A 15,621-nucleotide genomic window follows, 5' to 3' on the forward strand; every position below is an offset into this window, starting at 1 on the left:
ACACGGCCTTGCAACGATCACAGTACCCATCTGTCATCGCAGACCATACCGGAAGCAACAGCCCACATGCCCCAAAGCCCGCGGGCCGCAAGTGCTGGCAATCCCGTTTCCATCGGGCGCGTCCGCTGCTGGAACCATTCGGAGCTTGGAAATCAGGCTGCGCATTGCCTCGGCGGCCTGGGCCCGAACTGCTGGATCTGCAAGGGCGTCGACCAGATGGCTGATCTTCTGGCGGTAGAGATCGCCGAGGCTCGGGTGCATCCGCAGGACGGTCGGCTCTGGTGCCTCCGGAACTTGGGTGCGATCCTCGCGCCCCGTCATCTTTTCTCCTTCATCGAGGGGTGATACATGCCGCCCTCGACGGCCGAAACGAGACCGGCGATCTTCTTCTCAACCTTGGCGAGCTCCAGCTCGGCCTTTGCGCGCTTGGCTCGCGTGTCGGCTTGTGCTGCGTTCAGGGCCATGCGGTATTCCTCGACGAAGGTTCTGAGGACGGCAGGGTGGAGGAGGCGTTCCCGAAGGCCGGCCAGGACCCGCTGTTCGACGGCGTCGTGGCGGATGGTGATTCGGTTGGTGCAGATGGCGGTTGCCACATTGCGCACGGCGAAGCGGCCATACCGGGTCTTGTTGATGAGTGTGTAGCTTGCCCCGCAGCATCTGCATTTCTTCAGTCCTGAGAGCAGGTAGGTCTGGCGGCGTGCCCGCTCGGGGCGAAGTCCACCGTCCTGAACCGCTGCGGGGGTGATCTCCTTACGGATCGCTCCCTGCCTGTCCTTTACCTTTTGCCAAAGATCGTCGTCGATGATCCGGAGGTGCTCCACCTGTCTGATCACCCTCTTCTCTGGCGGGTTCAGCCTCGCCTGCCGCTTGCCCGTCGCGGGAACCTTGACGAACCGCTGCCGATTCCAGACCAGGAGACCGATTTAGGCCTCGTTGTTGAGGATCACGGTTTCACGCTTCCGGTTGCCCGGGATTGTGGATGTGCCCAGTTCCCGGCATTTTCGCCGGTCGCAGGGCTGCAGATGCCCTCCGCATTCAGCGCCGCGGCGAGCGCGCGAGCAGACAAGCCGGCTGCATAGCCCTCAAAGAAGCGCCGAACCGTGGCGGCCTCGTTCTCGATGATCTCGCGTTACCCAGTGGTTACCGTGCCGTTGGTGCGAAGTGCTCGCACCGCGCGATAGCCATAGCTGATGCCGCCCGACGGCGTCCGATCACGGACGCGACCTTCCAGACCGCGATGTGTCTTCTGGGCTCGTTGCTCGGGAAAGAGGGCCGACATCGTGCCGCCGAGGCCGATGTACATCTCGTTGATCTCGCCCTCGGCCTTGGTCACGACCGACACATCGAGGAAGCTCATGCGCTTGTGTAGGGCTGCGATACGTTCCTGATCCCGCGACAGCCGATCGAGCGCCTCTGCGTCAATGATCCCGAACTGGCCCTTCATAGCCGACTGCTGCATCGCCTGGAAACCGGGGCGCAGGTGCGAGGCACCACTCATGGCCTCATCTGTGAAAACTTCCACCGCTCGCCAGCCGCGATCGGCGCAGAGCGACCGGCACACGTGGACCTGCTCCGTGATCGACGCGGCAGATTTTTGGTCGCTTGAGTACCGCACCTAGATGGCGGCGCGAAGGGGTGCATCTGCTGTCATGGGCTACTCCTTCGGATTGGAGACTGCGATCTTCTCGAGCACGGTTTGCTGCGCGAGCAGACGGGCGAGATGGCGCAGCGCGGGATGAAATGGCTCTGGCGGTTCGAAGATGTCGGGCCGGGGTGACGCGCGGTCCAGGGACGGCACCTCGGGCGGCGTCACTCCTGAGTCTACATGTCTTGTCCGGTCCCGTGCCACTGGCCAAGTTCTCTCGTTCCCCCGCCGATGAGGACCGGGAGCTGCAAGATCTGTCCGGGACCTGCCCCGGCTGCTCTTGTCATCAACATATCGCGGGCGCACGCGCAGGGTCGCCTGCCAAGAGAAGGTGCCAAGTGGCGACTGGTCGGGATTCTGTGGAAAACTGCAGGGTGAGACATGCGGCGGTGGCGAGACTGCACGCCCCGGCAGCATGCGGGCTCGGTTGGTCAAAACAGTACCTGAAGGGAGCTCTCCATATTGCGGCAGGCGCGGGCCGCTTTGATGCAGGATGGGGCGACCTTTGCAAGATGCCTGCAATTTGGTTTTGTGCCACCTCGACCTCGGTGTCCCTGCCATTGCGCATGCCCGTGGGCGATGATGGCCGCACGAGGCGAAGTTTGCGACCATCCTTTGTGCAAACCGAGGGGCGCCCCGCGCCTTGGCCGCGACTTTGCGAATTCCTTTACGGCAAAACGGCGCTTCGGGCGATGTGATCGCCGCTGGAACAGGGGAGCGCGCCAGCGGGACGCGCCCCGGTGTCCATGCTCCTACTCGGTGGGACCTCCACTCAGGTCTGCCTCTGCGAGGTCCACCGGCTCCCGTCCGGAGAGCCAGGGACGAAGGTCGGCCTCCTGAAGTTCGCGATGCTCGACGCGATGTGCAGCCAACGTCTCGAGCAGATCTCGATGCGGGGCGAGCAGGGCGCGGGCGCGGCGCTCGAACTGGTCGAGTTTGGCGCGAAGGCGGTTACGGTCATCGGGAAAGAGCTGCTTGAGATCAGGTGGTCCGATCCAAGCGTTTCCGTTGACGCCGAGCCCGAACTCCCCGTCAAACTGCAACTGGAGGGCGGAGGCTTGGGCAAGATCGCTTTCGACACTGCCGCCGGCGCCCGCGCTGCTGGACGCCAAGGCGAGACGCTCGGCAGCGCGCCCGGCGAGGATGATCGTCAGCTCATGCTCGAACTCAAGGGGCCTGCCCTTGTGGATTGCGGAGCCGCGGGACGTGGATCCGCCGTCACTCGAGATCTGCATCCGGCGCACCGGTCCCGCGCTCAGAAGTATAGCAACAACGGCTTGCCCGCATTCGTGGATTTGCAATCCTGCGTTCATAGCCTTCGGGTGCGGGCGGACACGCTGCGATCAGCGCCGGGATACGCAGGGGCTGGCCCGACCGCCGCGCCTGCGCCTTTGCCGCGCGAATGGCCGCGGAATTACTCGGGCGGTATAATCGCGTCGGGATGCGTGCGCTCTATCGGAATGTCGTGATGCAGAAGGCAGAGAGTCGCGGAGCGTCAGATGGTCGAGATGCAGGGCGCATTGGTGCAAAAGCAGAGCAAAGTCTTGGCCCAGCAGGCGCAGATCGACAGGCCGGTGAAAAAAGGCGAGGTGAACACCAAGGCTCTGGTGGCAATCGCAGAGAAGAAGGCAGGCTTTGACAGCCTCCGAATGCGTGTGCGCGAGATGAAGCAGGAGGTCGTCGAGCTCTCTAGACAAGCAGAGACGGAGCGGACACAGGTCACGAAGCTGCGCGCGCAGGTGCAGGCCGAAGGCGCTTGGGTCGACGCGGCGAAAGTGGGGTGCCAAGCGCTGGCGTTGGGCTTGTGGTTGTTCGAGCGCCATCAGATCCGCTGGGAATCGCGTCTTCCAAACGAGCCGCGGCAGTTCGTCTGGGCACCGGACGGCCGGAAGCCCACACCCTTGCCCAAAGTTGTCGAAGACAATTTGGCTCCGGCTAAGTCGCGGCTCGAATTGATCATCGAGCTCATCTGCCAGATTCTGGAGGCGCTGTTCGCTCCACGCGAACTGGCCGTGGTCCAGGATGTCGTAGTTGTCCAGCAGGCACGGGTGGAGCTGGGTCTGGAGGCCCACATGACGATCAAGGACGTCCTGGTGCGGAGGGCAGGAGAGGCGATGCCGGCGCTATGAGTGTCGAGGTGGGCGGCATGGGCAGCTTCGCTCGCATGCGTGCCAGCGCCGCCGCCTTTCTGTGTTTATTGCCGAACGCCCGATGCCCCTGAGGCTCTTTCGTTAATGCCGCTTCAATTCCGATCGAGGCACAGGCCGCGCCCCGCTCACCTGCCGCACCTGCTCGATCAGCCAGCGCAGCGCAGGATCTGTGCGCCGACGTTTGGCAAAGATCGCTGCGAAGGGAATCGAGGGCGTCGCGATGGGCGGAGCGGCGATCATGAGGTCAGGGCCGACGGAATCCAGACATCGGCGTGCAACCGTCAGGATCAGGTCGGTGCCGCGAACGACATGCGGCGCCACGTTCCAGTGAGGCAGAACCAATGCGATGCGCCGATGCTTGTGGTGCGATCGAAGGTGCAGATCGAGCTCCGTCGCTGCCTCGCCATGGACCGCCGTGAGAACATGGGGCGCGGCCCAGTAGAGTGCTTCGGTCAGGCCGTGATAGGGCTGCGGTTGGGCCAAGGGATCAAGAAGACAGGCATATTCGTCTTCGAAAAGAGTCTCTGCCACGCAGCGTGATGGCAGATCGGGGAAGACCCCAAAGGCCATGTCGATCTCGCCATCGACCACCGCGCCGATCATCCCTTCGCGGCTTTTTTGCGTAACCACGAGGTCAATGCCCGGCGCCTCCGCGCGCAGGCGCTGCATGAGGTCTGGAAGCAGGAGTGCAGTGCCATAGTCAGACATGGCAAGGCGGAAGACATGGCGTTCGGTCGGCTCGAAGCCCTCGGGCGCCAGCACGGTGCGGATCTGCGCGAGCGCCTCGGCCAGCGGTGCGGACAGTTCCAGAGCCCGCAATGTCGGCTCCATCTCGCGCCTGCGGCGGTGGAATAGAGGATCATCCAGCAGGATCCGCAGGCGCGCAAGCGCATGGCTGACTGCGGGCTGGCTCATGTTCAGTCGCTCGGCCGCGCGCGACAGATGCCGCTCGGCCAGAAGCGCGTCGAGCACGACGAGCAGGTTGAGGTCGATAGCACGCAAGTTATTCATGCGATGCATATTGCTGTGTCGAAGTCGAATTTCAAATGCACTTTGCATTGGGTCAAACAAGAGGGGACATCGAAAAGGAGCGTGTCATGCCATTTCTTCCCCTCGTCATCATCGCCGCTCTCACCGGAGCCGCGGTACCTTTTCAGGGTGGTGCCAATGCGGCGCTGGGGCGCGCGCTCGGCCATCCGCTCTGGGCGACGCTTGCGTCGCTTGTGGTCAGTGCGCTGTGTATCCTGCCCGTCCTGATGATCTTGCGCGTGCCGCTGCCGACAGTTGCCGGCTTGGCAGGGCAACCGAAATGGATCTGGATCGGGGGTATTGCCGGGGTGATCTACGTGACTGCTGCGATCCTGCTGATGCCGAAGCTGGGGGCGGCCAGCTTCATGATCGCCGTGATCGCGGGGCAGATGGTGGGTGCGCTGCTGATTGACTGGACGGGCGGCGTCGGGCTGGCCGCGCGGCCGGTGGATGCGACGCGGCTGGCCGGGACAGCGATGGTCCTCTTGGGCGCGATCGTCGTCCAGTGGCCCGCGGTGTCGCGGTGAACGCCCGTGCTTTACGCGCGCTTCACGATCCGGGATACAGGGCGGGCACCGGTCTCAGGGCCGCGGAGGAGCAGGTATGAAGTCAGCAGACCGAACATCCTGAATACGGTCCCGGGCACTGCGCCGGGGCTGTCGCGCATCGCCACAGGCGACTGCGCCGGGTTTGCGCGTTTGCGCATACGTCACATTCCTTCAGAGATCTTCACATGGAAAACCACTTCGAAAGCCCGTTTCGCGGGGTGACGCTCGATCAGCAGGTCACCAATCCCAACATTACAGTGGGTCGCTTCAGCTACTATTCGGGCTACTATCACGGCCACAGCTTCGACGACTGCGCCCGCTACCTCGTGACCGAGGAAGGGGCCGACCGCCTTGTCATCGGCAGCTTCTGCTCCATTGGCTCGGGGGCGACCTTCATCATGGCTGGCAACCAGGGCCACAGGGCCGACTGGATCAGCACCTTTCCCTTCTACTGGATGTCCGAGATTCCGGCCTTTGAAGGGGCGGAGAACGGGTACCTGCCCGCAGGCGACACGGTGATCGGCAACGATGTATGGATCGGCTCCGAGGCAATTATCCTGCCGGGGGTCATCATCGGCGACGGCGCGGTGATCGGCACGCGGGCCGTGGTGACGCGCGATGTCCCGCCCTATGCCATCGTGGGCGGCAACCCCGCGCGCGTCATCCGCAAGCGCTTCGGGGACGTGCAGATCGCGCGCCTGCTCGAGATGCGGTGGTGGGACTGGACCGAGCCGCAGCTGAGCCTCGCGATGCCGCTGCTGACAAGCGGGGATATCGAGGCGCTCCACCGGCACTGGTTGTGCCAGGTTCGCGTCGGCTGAAACTCGTGGGCGCTCCCCAGGTCATGCAGGCGCCATGGCGGCACGAGGCTCCAAGCGCACTGGCGACGACGTAGCGCGCATGCAGTTGGGCGGGTCATTGTGCCTGGCGACGGACCACGGACGCAGTGGACATGTCGCGCTGCGGCCGGGGGGGGGCTGCCTACTAAGCAAGTCACCATGACACGTCCGGCTTTTGTCGACCTTCGTGCCTGGTGCAGCGGAGGTCAGCTCTCCGCCGTTGTCGTTGTATGTGAGTCACAGTCGGTTCCGGCGCAAAGCCGACATTCGAGCTTGGAGCGGGGCATGACTACTCCGTGCCCAAAGCCAGCATTTGCACCAAGCGTAGCAGATGACTGGCTACGGGACGTCCCTGCGGTTGCAACCTGGATGCTTCGCTTGGTGCACATCAGCGATATGGGCCAGGACCGCTTAACCGTTGTATCAGCCTGGCTCGCTGGCATGAAATGCTGGCTTTCGACTACTCACGCGGTGCGCCTGTAGCGAGGAGGTCGTCACTGTCGCGACGCTCGGCGTTGACAAGGGGTATCAGCGCAGCATCCTCCGATTTGTGAACCGGTGGCTCCGGCGATGGAGCAGGCGCGCCGGGCACCGGCGCCTCGCGCGGAGGCGGTGCGGAGGACGCTGTCGGAAGCCCTGCCCCCTCAAGGCGGATGCGATAGGTCGTATCTGGTATGGCCACACCCGCTTCTTCAATGGCGGTCTTCACCAATCGAATGGCATCCCCGCGTGCCGTGGAAAAGCCGGTTGCGGTCTGATCGATCCAGCCGGTCACACGCAGGATTGCGCCGGACTCGGTGATGTTTTCGATCCAAACGAGCTCTTCGGGATCGTCCAGTACGAACGGCAGTGCCTTCAGCGTCGCTTGTGCTAGGCTGCGCGTCGCCTCGAGGTCCGCATCGGGGTCGATGCCGATATCGAACAGGAACCGCCGCGCGGGATATTGTGTGTAGTTCACGATCTTGCCCTTGAAGACACTCGCGTTCGGGATGCGGATGTGGTTGCCGTCTAGCGACAGCAAAATCGTCGCGCGCGAGGTCAGTCGGATCACCCGGCCGACATCGCCTTCGATCTCCACAAGATCGTTCGGGCGGAAGGGTTGGCGCAGGCTCAGCATGACCGACGCCACGAAGTTCTCTACCGTATCCCGGACGGCAAAACCGATGGCCAGCCCGATGATCCCCGCAGCGCCAAGGATCGTGCCCAGCAAAGCCGCAGCCCCCACGACATCCAGCGCGACCACGATGCCCACGATCCCGGAGGCCACGCGGAACGCCTGCCGATAAAGCTCGGCGATGAAGGCATTGGGCGAGATGCGGTCCCAGAACCGCATACGCGCCCCAAGGAAGCCTGCGGAGACGATCACCAGAAAGGCCGCGAGCGCCAGCAACAGCAGGGGCAGACGAGAGATCAGTTGCGCGACCCGCGCGCGGAAACGATCGACTGCCGGGTTGAACTGATTGGCAAGGTCGCCCGAAGCCGTGAGCCTGTTGTTCACCGCAACGACGCCCTCGAGGCGCTCGGCAATGCTTTCGGCCTTCTGGCTGACGGATGGGTCCCCTACCTCCCCGGAAAGCGACACAACACCAGCGTCAACGCCTACCGTGATGCCGTCGAATTCGAGCGCTCCGAGGATGGCCTGCAAGCGCGTTGCCACCGCCGCGTCATCGGGTACGTTTTCGACCGCAAGCTTAGGCGAGGCATCGGCCTCGGTCGCAATATCCTGTGCCAGGACATGACACGGGGCGAGCATGAGAGCGGTGCAAAGCAGGATCTTCTTCATGCACCTTCCAGATAGCGTGCCGCGTCGTGGCGCCAACTGGATGTATGAGCAACAAGCGTCCGCTCAAAGCCGGGACGTCCGGTTTGGCCAAGTCTCCGGTCTTTGGGGCCAAAGCCCGGTGCGAGCTGAAAGGCATGCCGCGCTGCAGGCGGCGTCGCGCACGGTTAGCGAGCTGCACCAATGCAGCTCAACGCTGCGCTGCGAAGATAATCGGGAAAAGTGGAACTGGCCCGAACTATCGCGGGTTGTGAAACAATGACGGCGTCCACCGCCGGTCAACTTAACCCAAGGAGGCCAGGATGACAGATCCTTCCCAAGACACTCCGACCACCCATGCCGCTGAGAGCGCCGCGCGCGAGATGCACGATGATCTTCGGACCAAGGCCCGAAATACAGCGGACGAAGTGAAACAGCGTGCCAGCGGCTTCGAGGAAGAACAGCGCGGACACATGGCGGACGAGGTTTCGGACGTCTCGAACGCGCTTCGCAAGGCTGCCGAAGAGATGCGCAGCGGTTCTCCGCAAGAGCGGACCATGTCTCAGATTGCTTCGACTCTGGCAGACGCATCGGACTCGATCCGCGATAAGGATCTGGGGGAAATGGCAGGCGGCCTGTCGGACTTCGCCCGCCGCAACCCGCTGGCCTACCTTGGGGGTGCCGCAGTTCTCGGTTTCGCCGCATCGCGTTTCGCCAAAGCTGGTACAAGCGGCAGCACGAGCACGGCGTCGCAACCGGCAGCACGTCCTGCGACAGCAGCTCCCGCCCGCCCTGCTGATTTTCCGACGCAATCGGCATCGACGCCCGCTGCTGCGACCCCTGCCACCCCCGCCTATCACCGCCAGGAACCGGAGGACTTTTGATGCCGACCGATAAGACAACCGGAACCACCAACCTGGTGAGCAATATCATCGCGCATGTCACCACGCTGGTGCGCAAGGAAATGGAACTCGCCCGTGCCGAGCTCGGCGAGAACCTGAGCGGAGCCGCCACGGCGGTGGGCGTAATCGTCGGCGGGGTCGTCTTTACCCTCGTTGGTCTCAACGTCATTGCTGCCGCTCTCGTGGCCGCGCTTACCGCCGCAGGCATGCATCCTTTCTGGTCGGCCGTGATCGTCGGCGGTGTCGCCATTGTCGCGGCGCTGATCATGATCAAGGGCGGGATGAGCAAGCTGAAAGCAAGCAGCCTTGCGCCGACCCGCACCACCGAAAACGTCCGTCGTGACGTGTCCGCAATCCGGGAGACGACCAATGGCTAATCGCAAAACGGCGGCAGAGATTGAACGCGAAATCGAACGCGAACGCGAGGGCCTGACCGCTTCTGTTTCCGAGCTTCAGAGCCGCTTTTCGACAGACGAGATCGTGGCCCAGGTGGGCCGCCATCTGCAGACCCACGGCAGCGAGATGGGGCAGGCGTTTTCGAAGTCGGCCAAGCAGAACCCCATCGGCCTGACCCTGACGGCGGCCGGCCTTGCATGGATGATGTTCGGTCGCTCTTACGACAACGAAGACAAGGGGCTCGCCGGCGATCCGCTGAGCCGGCAAATCCGAAAAGACAGCGCCCCGGGCTCTACTGCAAGTGTGGCAGCCGGGCCCGACTGGGCTGCCCGGAAGCCGGGCTACGGCACCACCTACCGTCCCAGCTACTATGACGATCTGCATCGTGATGACGGCGAGGACACAGACACCTTCGGCGATCGCGTTGACCGGACGCAGGCGCGCCTCAAGGCCGGTTTCGACGAAGGGCGTCACAACGCGGCCGCGACGGCGGAGGGTGCCCGCACCAAGGTTGGGGAGGCCGGGCAGTCCGTCCGCGACTCCGCCTCGGCAAAGTCGTCGCAGGCCCAATCGGTACTGCAGGACGGTTATGCCCGTATCGCCTCGGGGACCGAGCATATGTCGGAAAGCGCTCGCCGCCGCGTGATCGAGGCTCGCGAACGCGCACTCATCGCCCGGGAACGCGGGGGCCAGAAAATGAAGCGGGCCGGTGCGAGCGCAGCCGACTTCTTCGGTGACCATCCTCTCGTGGCAGGCGCTCTTGCCCTCGCGGCCGGTGCCGCGCTTGGTGGGGCTGCGCCGCGCACCAAGGCGGAGGATGATTTCATGGGCGAATACAGCGACGCCCTGATCGCCGAAGCAGACGCGATCTTCCGCGAGGAAAGCGACAAGCTTGTTGCCGTGGCTGATGCCGCGCTTGATGAGGGCGACAGCATTGCGCGCGAGGCTCGTGCGGAAGCTGATGAGCGCACACCGGGTGACAAGCCAGCCGAGCACGCACTTGCCGATGCCGCAAAGTCTGCCGGCAAGCGTCTTGAGGATCGGGTCCGTGATGAAGCGGACGCACAAAGCCTGGGGCGACCGGACGTGACGTCCGACACGCCCAAGCAGGGGTGATCAACTGACCACGACTTCGCGCCGGTGCCCAATGGCTCCGGCGCGATTTTTGATACGTTCCAAGGAAAATCGCTGTCATGCCGAACGACGGATCCCATGCTACCCGGCCACGTCACATCAGCCTGACTGGCTGGAAAGCCATCATGCTGCGCGTTAAGGCCGAGTTGGTCGCAGATCGGATCAGCCTCGTTTCGGCAGGTGTCGCATTCTATGCGCTGATGGCCATCTTTCCCGCAATCACGGCGCTCATGGCAATCGCCGGGCTTTTCATCACCCCCGCCGATGTCACCGCGCAAATCCAGCAAGTGACCGAGCTGTTGCCGCAGCGCGCCGCCGAAATCCTGATAGAGCAGGCGAAATCCGTGGCGGGCTCGCAAAGCGGTGGGCTTGGGCTAGCGGCGGCCTTGGGCATCCTGCTTGCCCTCTATTCCGCCTCGGCAGGGGTCGCTCACCTGATCGAAGGGCTCAACGTTGCCTATGACGAAAAAGAAAAGCGCGGCTTTATTCGCCTCAAGCTGACCACGCTGGCGCTTACCCTGCTTCTGATCGTCGGACTGCTCTTAGCCATTGGCGCGCTACTCGTCCTGCCAGGCATTCTTGCGATATTCGAGCTAGGTCCGGTATTTGAAGCCGTTGTGTCATGGGTTCGCTGGGGTGTTCTGCTGCTGCTGGTCGTCGCAGGGATTGCGCTGATCTATCGGTTCGGCCCTTCGCGCAAGTCCGCGGAATGGGCATGGATCGCCCCCGGAGCCCTCGTTGCCTGCCTGCTTTGGCTTATGGGGTCGGTCGCATTCTCTCTCTATGCCGAGCACTTCGGGTCGTATCAGGAGACCTTCGGTTCTTTGGCTGGGGTTATCATCTTGTTGTTCTGGCTCTGGATATCTGCCTACGTGATTCTTTTGGGCGCCGAGATCAATGCCGAGATGGAAGCGCAGACCACGCACGACACAACCACCGGAAAGGACATGCCGCGCGGTACGCGGGGAGCTGTGAAGGCCGATGCATTCAAGGGGAATGATGCCCCTTGAGGCGACCAAACAAAGCGTCGCGCCACGGTTGGGCCAGCTATCGGCCACTGTCTTTTCCATTTGATCGATACGCTTCTGTCAGTGGCACTGAGCTATTTTAGGACGCGGTGAACTACGGCAGCGTTTAAGGGTATCCGGACTGTTCCCACCCTTTAGCGCTCGGGTCAAATGCTTCCAGCGCGTCACAGCTGCCAATGTGCCGGCGCGTTGGCTTCGCTCGGTCTTAGGCGGACTGAGCAGAGGGGCGATCGCGCGTTCCCTGTGTGAAGCTGCCATTTACGCCAGGCGCAGCGAACGGCCGCTCCCCGCCCTTTGCGTCGCTCTTGGACCTCATGTTGCATAATGCATGAAGGGCTTCAAAATGGCTGCTCACCGCGCTCCGCGGTCTATAGCGCGCACGGCGGGTTTGGAGTGACACAACCTGGCTGGCTACTCAGCGCTCTGGCCGGTCAGCCAACGGGAGAACGTGCTCATCGCCGGGGTGGCAGGCCTGTCAGACGGCCAGGCGAGGTAGTAACTTCCGACCGAAATGGTGACCCCAAACGGCTGCGCAAGGCGACCCTTCGTGATGTAGCTTTCGAACATCGAGATCGGCAGTAGCGCCACGCCCGCGCCTGAGGTCGCCAGTTCGGCGAGTGCCACCGAGCTGTCGAAGACCGGCCCGGTGACAGGCGGGCAGGGCACGCCCGCGGCCTCGAACCAGCCCAGCCATTCGGCGCTTCGGTAGCTGGGCAGAAGTGTGACCTGCCCGAGGTCCGAAGGGTGCAGGAGCCGTGACGCAACGCCAGGCGCGCAGAGCGGAGCCATCGGTGCGTCTGCCAGCGGGATCGCATCGTGGCCGATCCATGGCCACTGCCTCTTTCTCCGAAACGCCTGTCGAGGCGCTCGCCGACACCATCGCCGGGATCGAGGACCGGCTTGGGGCCCGTGTCGGCCTCTCTCTCGTGGACGCAGGCTCGGGTTGGTCCTGGTCGCACCGCCGGTTTCGACGCTATCCCTGCATCCAGCTCTGCGCCAACGGAACGGAGCTGACATCGAACGCCATCCTTAAATGGCAGAAGAGGCGCCGGGTTGCGTGGCACTGCATCGCCCCGGCAAACTGACGCAGGAGGGCTTTGTTGAAAGCTGCAATGACCGCCTGCGGGACGAATGCCTTAGGCGCCAACCTGCGCCACGCAAGAAAGCCAATCTCGGGCCGACGCGACGGCGACACCCATCACGGCCCCGCACGAGCCGCAACAGGTTCACCCCGAGGGAGTATCACCAACGGGTGAATGAAGACTAAACCCTGACCAGGGCTAACCTGAAAACGCGCAGTTGAACGGGAGCAGGTCGGTTGATGGTCTCATTTTGGGCGGCCTCACAAGGATCAGTTCGTCAAGGATCTAACGGAGATGTGGTTCATTGATACCGACAGGCGCTACGAGTATCCTGATTACTTCCGTCCCAAGGGCTGTGACGCGAACGCGACCGGCCATAGCGTTTGTGACACATGACTGCCTGAACTGGCGCGCAATCCGACGTTCGTTCGATGCGCTGTTTTCGCTCGGGCAGGTGCTGCAGGATTGCGCGGTCTGCGGAGCCTGAGAACTTTGTGGAGATGGCTTGATTGCCAAGAGGATTTTATCGGGAACCTTGATTCGAAGGGTTCTGAGAACCCGGTCCGCCATCTGGGAAGATCATTATATCTCCAAGAAGATCGGGATTCGCTGTTCGAAATCGCGCGACGGGCCGAGGTGCTGTAGAAGGTCGCAGCCGGCTTTACGAAGCGGGCTGAGGGCGCATTACGGCGCGGGGCATCATGCAGCACCTGCCGTGCGTCCAAGATAGGAAGAAATTCCGGGAGGGTGCCGGGGACACTTGCAATCCTTCTGACAAGCCGCTCTCTAAGCGCTTGATCGGGAGTGCCTTTAAGCATCCGGGGGGTACAGTGGTGAGCCGTGAAGGATTCGAACCTTCGACCCACTGATTAAAAGTCAGTTGCTCTACCAACTGAGCTAACGGCCCACTGTGTCTGTGACGCGGCTTCTACGGTCAGTGGCCGGTGGGGTCAACCCACGAATTGCAGTTTTTGTCATGGAAATTTCAACTGCTCTGGATTGGTACCCTCAAGGGGCGTATATGCGCGCAATGACACAAGGTTCAGACATGCTTCCCTTCATGAAAATGCACGGACTCGGTAACGATTTCGTCGTGCTGGACGGGCGTGCGCAGCGCGTGTCCGTGACGCCGGCGCTGGCCATGGCCATCGCCGACCGGCATCGCGGCGTGGGCTTCGATCAGCTCGCGCTCATCGAAGAGGGGAAGGGCGACGGGCACCTGACATTCTACAATGCCGACGGCTCGACCGCGGGCGCCTGCGGGAACGCCACGCGCTGTATCGCCCGGTACCTGATGGACGCGTCCGGGAAGACCGCTTTGACGCTGACAACCGAACGCGGTCAGCTGCTGGCGGAGGATGCCGGGAACGGCCTTACTTCCGTGAACATGGGGCAGCCGCAGTTGAGCTGGGACGAGATCCCGCTGGCGCACGAGATCGACACGCTTGAGCTGCCCATCGAGGGCGCGCCCACGGCCACCGGCATGGGCAACCCGCATTGCACCTTCTTCGTCGAGGATGCGGAGGCGGCGGATCTTGCCGCCTATGGCCGCTTCGAACACCATCCGCTTTATCCGCAGCGCACCAACGTGCAGGTCGCCAGCCTAGTCGGCCCCGATCATCTTCGCATGCGGGTGTGGGAGAGGGGCGTCGGCCCAACGCTGGCCTCCGGCTCGTCCTCCTGTGCTACTGCGGTCGCGGCAGCGCGGCGGGGCCTCACCGGGCGGCGCGTGACCGTCGAGCTTGACGGCGGTACGCTGATCATCGACTGGCGCGAGGATGGGGTGTGGATGACCGGACCCACCGCCCACGTCTTCGACGGACGTTTCAACACCGCATGGCTGGAGGACGTATCGTGACCGTTCCCAAGTTCACCACCCTAGGGTGCCGTCTCAACGCCTACGAGACCGAGGCGATGAAACGCATGGCCAACGAGGCCGGCGTCGGTGATGCCGTGGTCGTCAACACCTGTGCCGTCACGCAAGAGGCCGTGCGCAAGGCCCGGCAGGAAATTCGTCGCCTGCGCCGCGAAAACCCGGACGCCCGCGTCATCGTCACCGGCTGCGCCGCGCAGATCGACCCCGACAGCTTTGCCGCCATGGACGAGGTCGATCATGTCATCGGCAACAGTGAAAAGATGTCCCCCGACACGTGGCAGGGCCTGCGCACCGATTTCATCGGCGAGACCGAGCGCGTGCAGGTCAATGACATCATGTCCGTGACCGAGACCGCCAGCCACCTCATCGACGGCTTCGGTACCCGCAGCCGCGCCTACGTGCAGGTGCAGAACGGCTGCGATCACCGCTGCACCTTCTGCATCATCCCCTATGGCCGGGGCAATTCGCGCAGCGTTCCCGCAGGGGTCGTTGTGGACCAGGTCAAGCGGCTGGTGCAGGAAGGCTTCAACGAGGTCGTGCTCACCGGGGTCGACCTGACGTCGTGGGGCGCTGATCTGCCGGGAGCGCCGCGGCTCGGCGATCTTGTCATGCGCCTGCTCAAGCTGACGGACGTGCCGCGCCTGCGCATCAGTTCCATCGACAGCATCGAGGTGGACGAGAACCTGATGCTTGCCATCGCGTCTGAACCGCGCCTGATGCCGCACCTGCATCTCAGCCTGCAGCATGGCGATGACCTGATCCTCAAGCGGATGAAGCGCCGCCACCTGCGCGACGACGCCATCCGCTTTGCGGAAGAGGCGCGCAAGCTGCGCCCCGACATGACCTTCGGTGCTGACATCATCGCCGGTTTCCCCACCGAAACCGAAGAGCATTTCCTCAACTCGCTGAAGCTGGTGGAGGAGTGCGACCTCACGTGGTTGCACGTCTTCCCCTATTCCTCGCGTCCGGGCACGCCCGCCGCGAAGATCCCCAGCAAGGTTGACGGCACCACGATCAAGGCTCGCGCCGCACGCCTGCGCGAGGCCGGGAATGCCGCCGTGGCGCGCCATCTTGAAGGCCAGAAGGGGCGCGAACACCGCATCCTCATGGAATCGCCAGACATGGGTCGGACCGAGCAGTTCACCGAAGTGACGTTCTCGGCCCCGCAGACCGAAGGGGCCATCGTCACCGCCACCATCACCGGCGTCAGCGGCCAGCGGCTCGTGGCCTGAG

General features: G+C 63.4%; 17 protein-coding genes, 1 tRNA gene and 1 pseudogene. 11 read left to right on the forward strand and 8 right to left on the reverse strand.

What is annotated here, in order from left to right; all coding sequences use genetic code 11:
• A partial coding sequence (locus IEX41_RS21435; RefSeq protein WP_229672950.1) for a hypothetical protein occupies positions 1–345 on the forward strand: 345 nt, incomplete at its 5' end.
• Here the strand turns inward: IEX41_RS21435 and IEX41_RS05620 are convergent.
• The 4 genes from IEX41_RS05620 to IEX41_RS05635 all read right to left on the reverse strand — a co-directional run bounded on the left by IEX41_RS05620 (position 318) and on the right by IEX41_RS05635 (position 2,880).
• On the reverse strand, positions 318–923 hold the full coding sequence (locus tag IEX41_RS05620; RefSeq protein ID WP_188789686.1) for a recombinase zinc beta ribbon domain-containing protein: 606 nt from the start codon (positions 921–923) through the stop codon (positions 318–320). The two genes, IEX41_RS21435 and IEX41_RS05620, sit on opposite strands and share 28 nt — an antisense overlap.
• Before the next feature lie 20 nt (positions 924–943).
• A complete protein-coding gene (locus IEX41_RS21840; protein ID WP_188789687.1) occupies positions 944–1,123 on the reverse strand; it encodes a recombinase family protein in 180 nt (59 codons plus the stop codon).
• A gap of 6 nt (positions 1,124–1,129) precedes the next feature.
• Positions 1,130–1,615 (reverse strand): recombinase family protein, encoded by a 486-nt coding sequence (locus IEX41_RS05630; RefSeq protein WP_188789274.1) that lies wholly within the window; start codon positions 1,613–1,615, stop codon positions 1,130–1,132.
• A 782-nt stretch (positions 1,616–2,397) separates the two neighbouring features.
• Complete coding sequence (locus IEX41_RS05635) at positions 2,398–2,880, reverse strand: hypothetical protein (RefSeq protein WP_188789275.1); 483 nt, start codon at positions 2,878–2,880, stop codon at positions 2,398–2,400.
• Between the two features lie 264 nt (positions 2,881–3,144).
• Here IEX41_RS05635 and IEX41_RS05640 point away from each other — a divergent pair, with 264 nt between their 5' ends.
• Positions 3,145–3,774 (forward strand): hypothetical protein, encoded by a 630-nt coding sequence (locus tag IEX41_RS05640; protein ID WP_188789276.1) that lies wholly within the window; start codon positions 3,145–3,147, stop codon positions 3,772–3,774.
• Between the two features lie 102 nt (positions 3,775–3,876).
• Here the strand turns inward: IEX41_RS05640 and IEX41_RS05645 are convergent, their stop codons facing one another.
• Complete coding sequence (locus tag IEX41_RS05645; RefSeq protein ID WP_188789277.1) at positions 3,877–4,806, reverse strand: LysR substrate-binding domain-containing protein; 930 nt, start codon at positions 4,804–4,806, stop codon at positions 3,877–3,879.
• A gap of 86 nt (positions 4,807–4,892) precedes the next feature.
• Here IEX41_RS05645 and IEX41_RS05650 point away from each other — a divergent pair, with 86 nt between their 5' ends.
• Complete coding sequence (locus IEX41_RS05650; RefSeq protein ID WP_188789278.1) at positions 4,893–5,351, forward strand: DMT family transporter; 459 nt, start codon at positions 4,893–4,895, stop codon at positions 5,349–5,351.
• A 206-nt stretch (positions 5,352–5,557) separates the two neighbouring features.
• The gene (catB, locus tag IEX41_RS05655; protein ID WP_188789279.1) at positions 5,558–6,193 is read left to right on the forward strand and encodes a type B chloramphenicol O-acetyltransferase; all 636 of its coding nucleotides are present in this window, start codon (positions 5,558–5,560) and stop codon (positions 6,191–6,193) included.
• A 478-nt stretch (positions 6,194–6,671) separates the two neighbouring features.
• On the opposite strand, the gene IEX41_RS05660 is transcribed toward catB, so the two are convergent.
• The gene (locus IEX41_RS05660; protein WP_188789280.1) at positions 6,672–7,994 is read right to left on the reverse strand and encodes a mechanosensitive ion channel family protein; all 1,323 of its coding nucleotides are present in this window, start codon (positions 7,992–7,994) and stop codon (positions 6,672–6,674) included.
• 299 nt (positions 7,995–8,293) lie between these two features.
• Between IEX41_RS05660 and IEX41_RS05665 the strand changes: the two genes are divergently transcribed.
• The 4 genes from IEX41_RS05665 (at position 8,294) to IEX41_RS05680 (ending at position 11,412) form a co-directional block, all read left to right on the forward strand.
• Complete coding sequence (locus tag IEX41_RS05665; protein WP_188789281.1) at positions 8,294–8,854, forward strand: hypothetical protein; 561 nt, start codon at positions 8,294–8,296, stop codon at positions 8,852–8,854.
• Positions 8,854–9,249, forward strand: coding sequence for a phage holin family protein (locus IEX41_RS05670; protein ID WP_188789282.1), 396 nt, complete (start codon positions 8,854–8,856; stop codon positions 9,247–9,249). Before IEX41_RS05665 ends, IEX41_RS05670 begins: the two co-directional genes overlap by 1 nt.
• The gene (locus IEX41_RS05675) at positions 9,242–10,384 is read left to right on the forward strand and encodes a DUF3618 domain-containing protein (RefSeq protein WP_188789283.1); all 1,143 of its coding nucleotides are present in this window, start codon (positions 9,242–9,244) and stop codon (positions 10,382–10,384) included. Before IEX41_RS05670 ends, IEX41_RS05675 begins: the two co-directional genes overlap by 8 nt.
• 143 nt (positions 10,385–10,527) lie before the next feature.
• Positions 10,528–11,412 (forward strand): YihY/virulence factor BrkB family protein, encoded by an 885-nt coding sequence (locus IEX41_RS05680; RefSeq protein ID WP_229672954.1) that lies wholly within the window; start codon positions 10,528–10,530, stop codon positions 11,410–11,412.
• A 429-nt stretch (positions 11,413–11,841) separates the two neighbouring features.
• Here the strand turns inward: IEX41_RS05680 and IEX41_RS05685 are convergent, their stop codons facing one another.
• Positions 11,842–12,447, reverse strand: coding sequence for a LysR substrate-binding domain-containing protein (locus IEX41_RS05685; RefSeq protein ID WP_229672956.1), 606 nt, complete (start codon positions 12,445–12,447; stop codon positions 11,842–11,844).
• Here IEX41_RS05685 and IEX41_RS05690 point away from each other — a divergent pair.
• Positions 12,426–12,572 (forward strand): annotated as a pseudogene (locus tag IEX41_RS05690) (integrase core domain-containing protein); the annotation flags it as partial. The gene IEX41_RS05685 and the pseudogene IEX41_RS05690 sit on opposite strands and share 22 nt — an antisense overlap.
• 771 nt (positions 12,573–13,343) lie before the next feature.
• Here the strand turns inward: IEX41_RS05690 and IEX41_RS05695 are convergent.
• Positions 13,344–13,419: transfer RNA gene (locus tag IEX41_RS05695), tRNA-Lys, on the reverse strand.
• 114 nt (positions 13,420–13,533) lie between these two features.
• Here IEX41_RS05695 and dapF point away from each other — a divergent pair.
• The gene (dapF, locus tag IEX41_RS05700) at positions 13,534–14,370 is read left to right on the forward strand and encodes a diaminopimelate epimerase (RefSeq protein WP_188789285.1); all 837 of its coding nucleotides are present in this window, start codon (positions 13,534–13,536) and stop codon (positions 14,368–14,370) included.
• Positions 14,367–15,620, forward strand: a complete 1,254-nt coding sequence (gene mtaB, locus IEX41_RS05705; protein WP_188789286.1) for a tRNA (N(6)-L-threonylcarbamoyladenosine(37)-C(2))-methylthiotransferase MtaB — start codon at positions 14,367–14,369, stop codon at positions 15,618–15,620. Before dapF ends, mtaB begins: the two co-directional genes overlap by 4 nt.
• The last annotated feature ends 1 nt before the right edge of the window (position 15,621 follow it).

It is taken from the genome of Salipiger pallidus, assembly GCF_014643635.1.
In the GTDB taxonomy this organism is placed as follows: domain Bacteria; phylum Pseudomonadota; class Alphaproteobacteria; order Rhodobacterales; family Rhodobacteraceae; genus Salipiger; species Salipiger pallidus.

Bases quoted from the DNA above. Each gene is read 5' to 3' on its own strand.
- IEX41_RS05665 (WP_188789281.1), top strand. From the start codon at position 8,294: ATGACAGATCCTTCCCAAGACACTCCGACCACCCATGCCGCTGAGAGC.
- IEX41_RS05640 (WP_188789276.1), top strand. From the start codon at position 3,145: ATGGTCGAGATGCAGGGCGCATTGGTGCAAAAGCAGAGCAAAGTCTTG.
- IEX41_RS05680 (WP_229672954.1), top strand. From the start codon at position 10,528: ATGCTGCGCGTTAAGGCCGAGTTGGTCGCAGATCGGATCAGCCTCGTT.
- IEX41_RS05635 (WP_188789275.1), bottom strand. From the start codon at position 2,880: ATGCAGATCTCGAGTGACGGCGGATCCACGTCCCGCGGCTCCGCAATC.
- IEX41_RS05670 (WP_188789282.1), top strand. From the start codon at position 8,854: ATGCCGACCGATAAGACAACCGGAACCACCAACCTGGTGAGCAATATC.
- catB (WP_188789279.1), top strand. From the start codon at position 5,558: ATGGAAAACCACTTCGAAAGCCCGTTTCGCGGGGTGACGCTCGATCAG.
- IEX41_RS05650 (WP_188789278.1), top strand. From the start codon at position 4,893: ATGCCATTTCTTCCCCTCGTCATCATCGCCGCTCTCACCGGAGCCGCG.
- IEX41_RS05645 (WP_188789277.1), bottom strand. From the start codon at position 4,806: ATGAATAACTTGCGTGCTATCGACCTCAACCTGCTCGTCGTGCTCGAC.
- IEX41_RS05660 (WP_188789280.1), bottom strand. From the start codon at position 7,994: ATGAAGAAGATCCTGCTTTGCACCGCTCTCATGCTCGCCCCGTGTCAT.
- IEX41_RS05675 (WP_188789283.1), top strand. From the start codon at position 9,242: ATGGCTAATCGCAAAACGGCGGCAGAGATTGAACGCGAAATCGAACGC.
- dapF (WP_188789285.1), top strand. From the start codon at position 13,534: ATGCGCGCAATGACACAAGGTTCAGACATGCTTCCCTTCATGAAAATG.
- IEX41_RS05685 (WP_229672956.1), bottom strand. From the start codon at position 12,447: ATGTCAGCTCCGTTCCGTTGGCGCAGAGCTGGATGCAGGGATAGCGTC.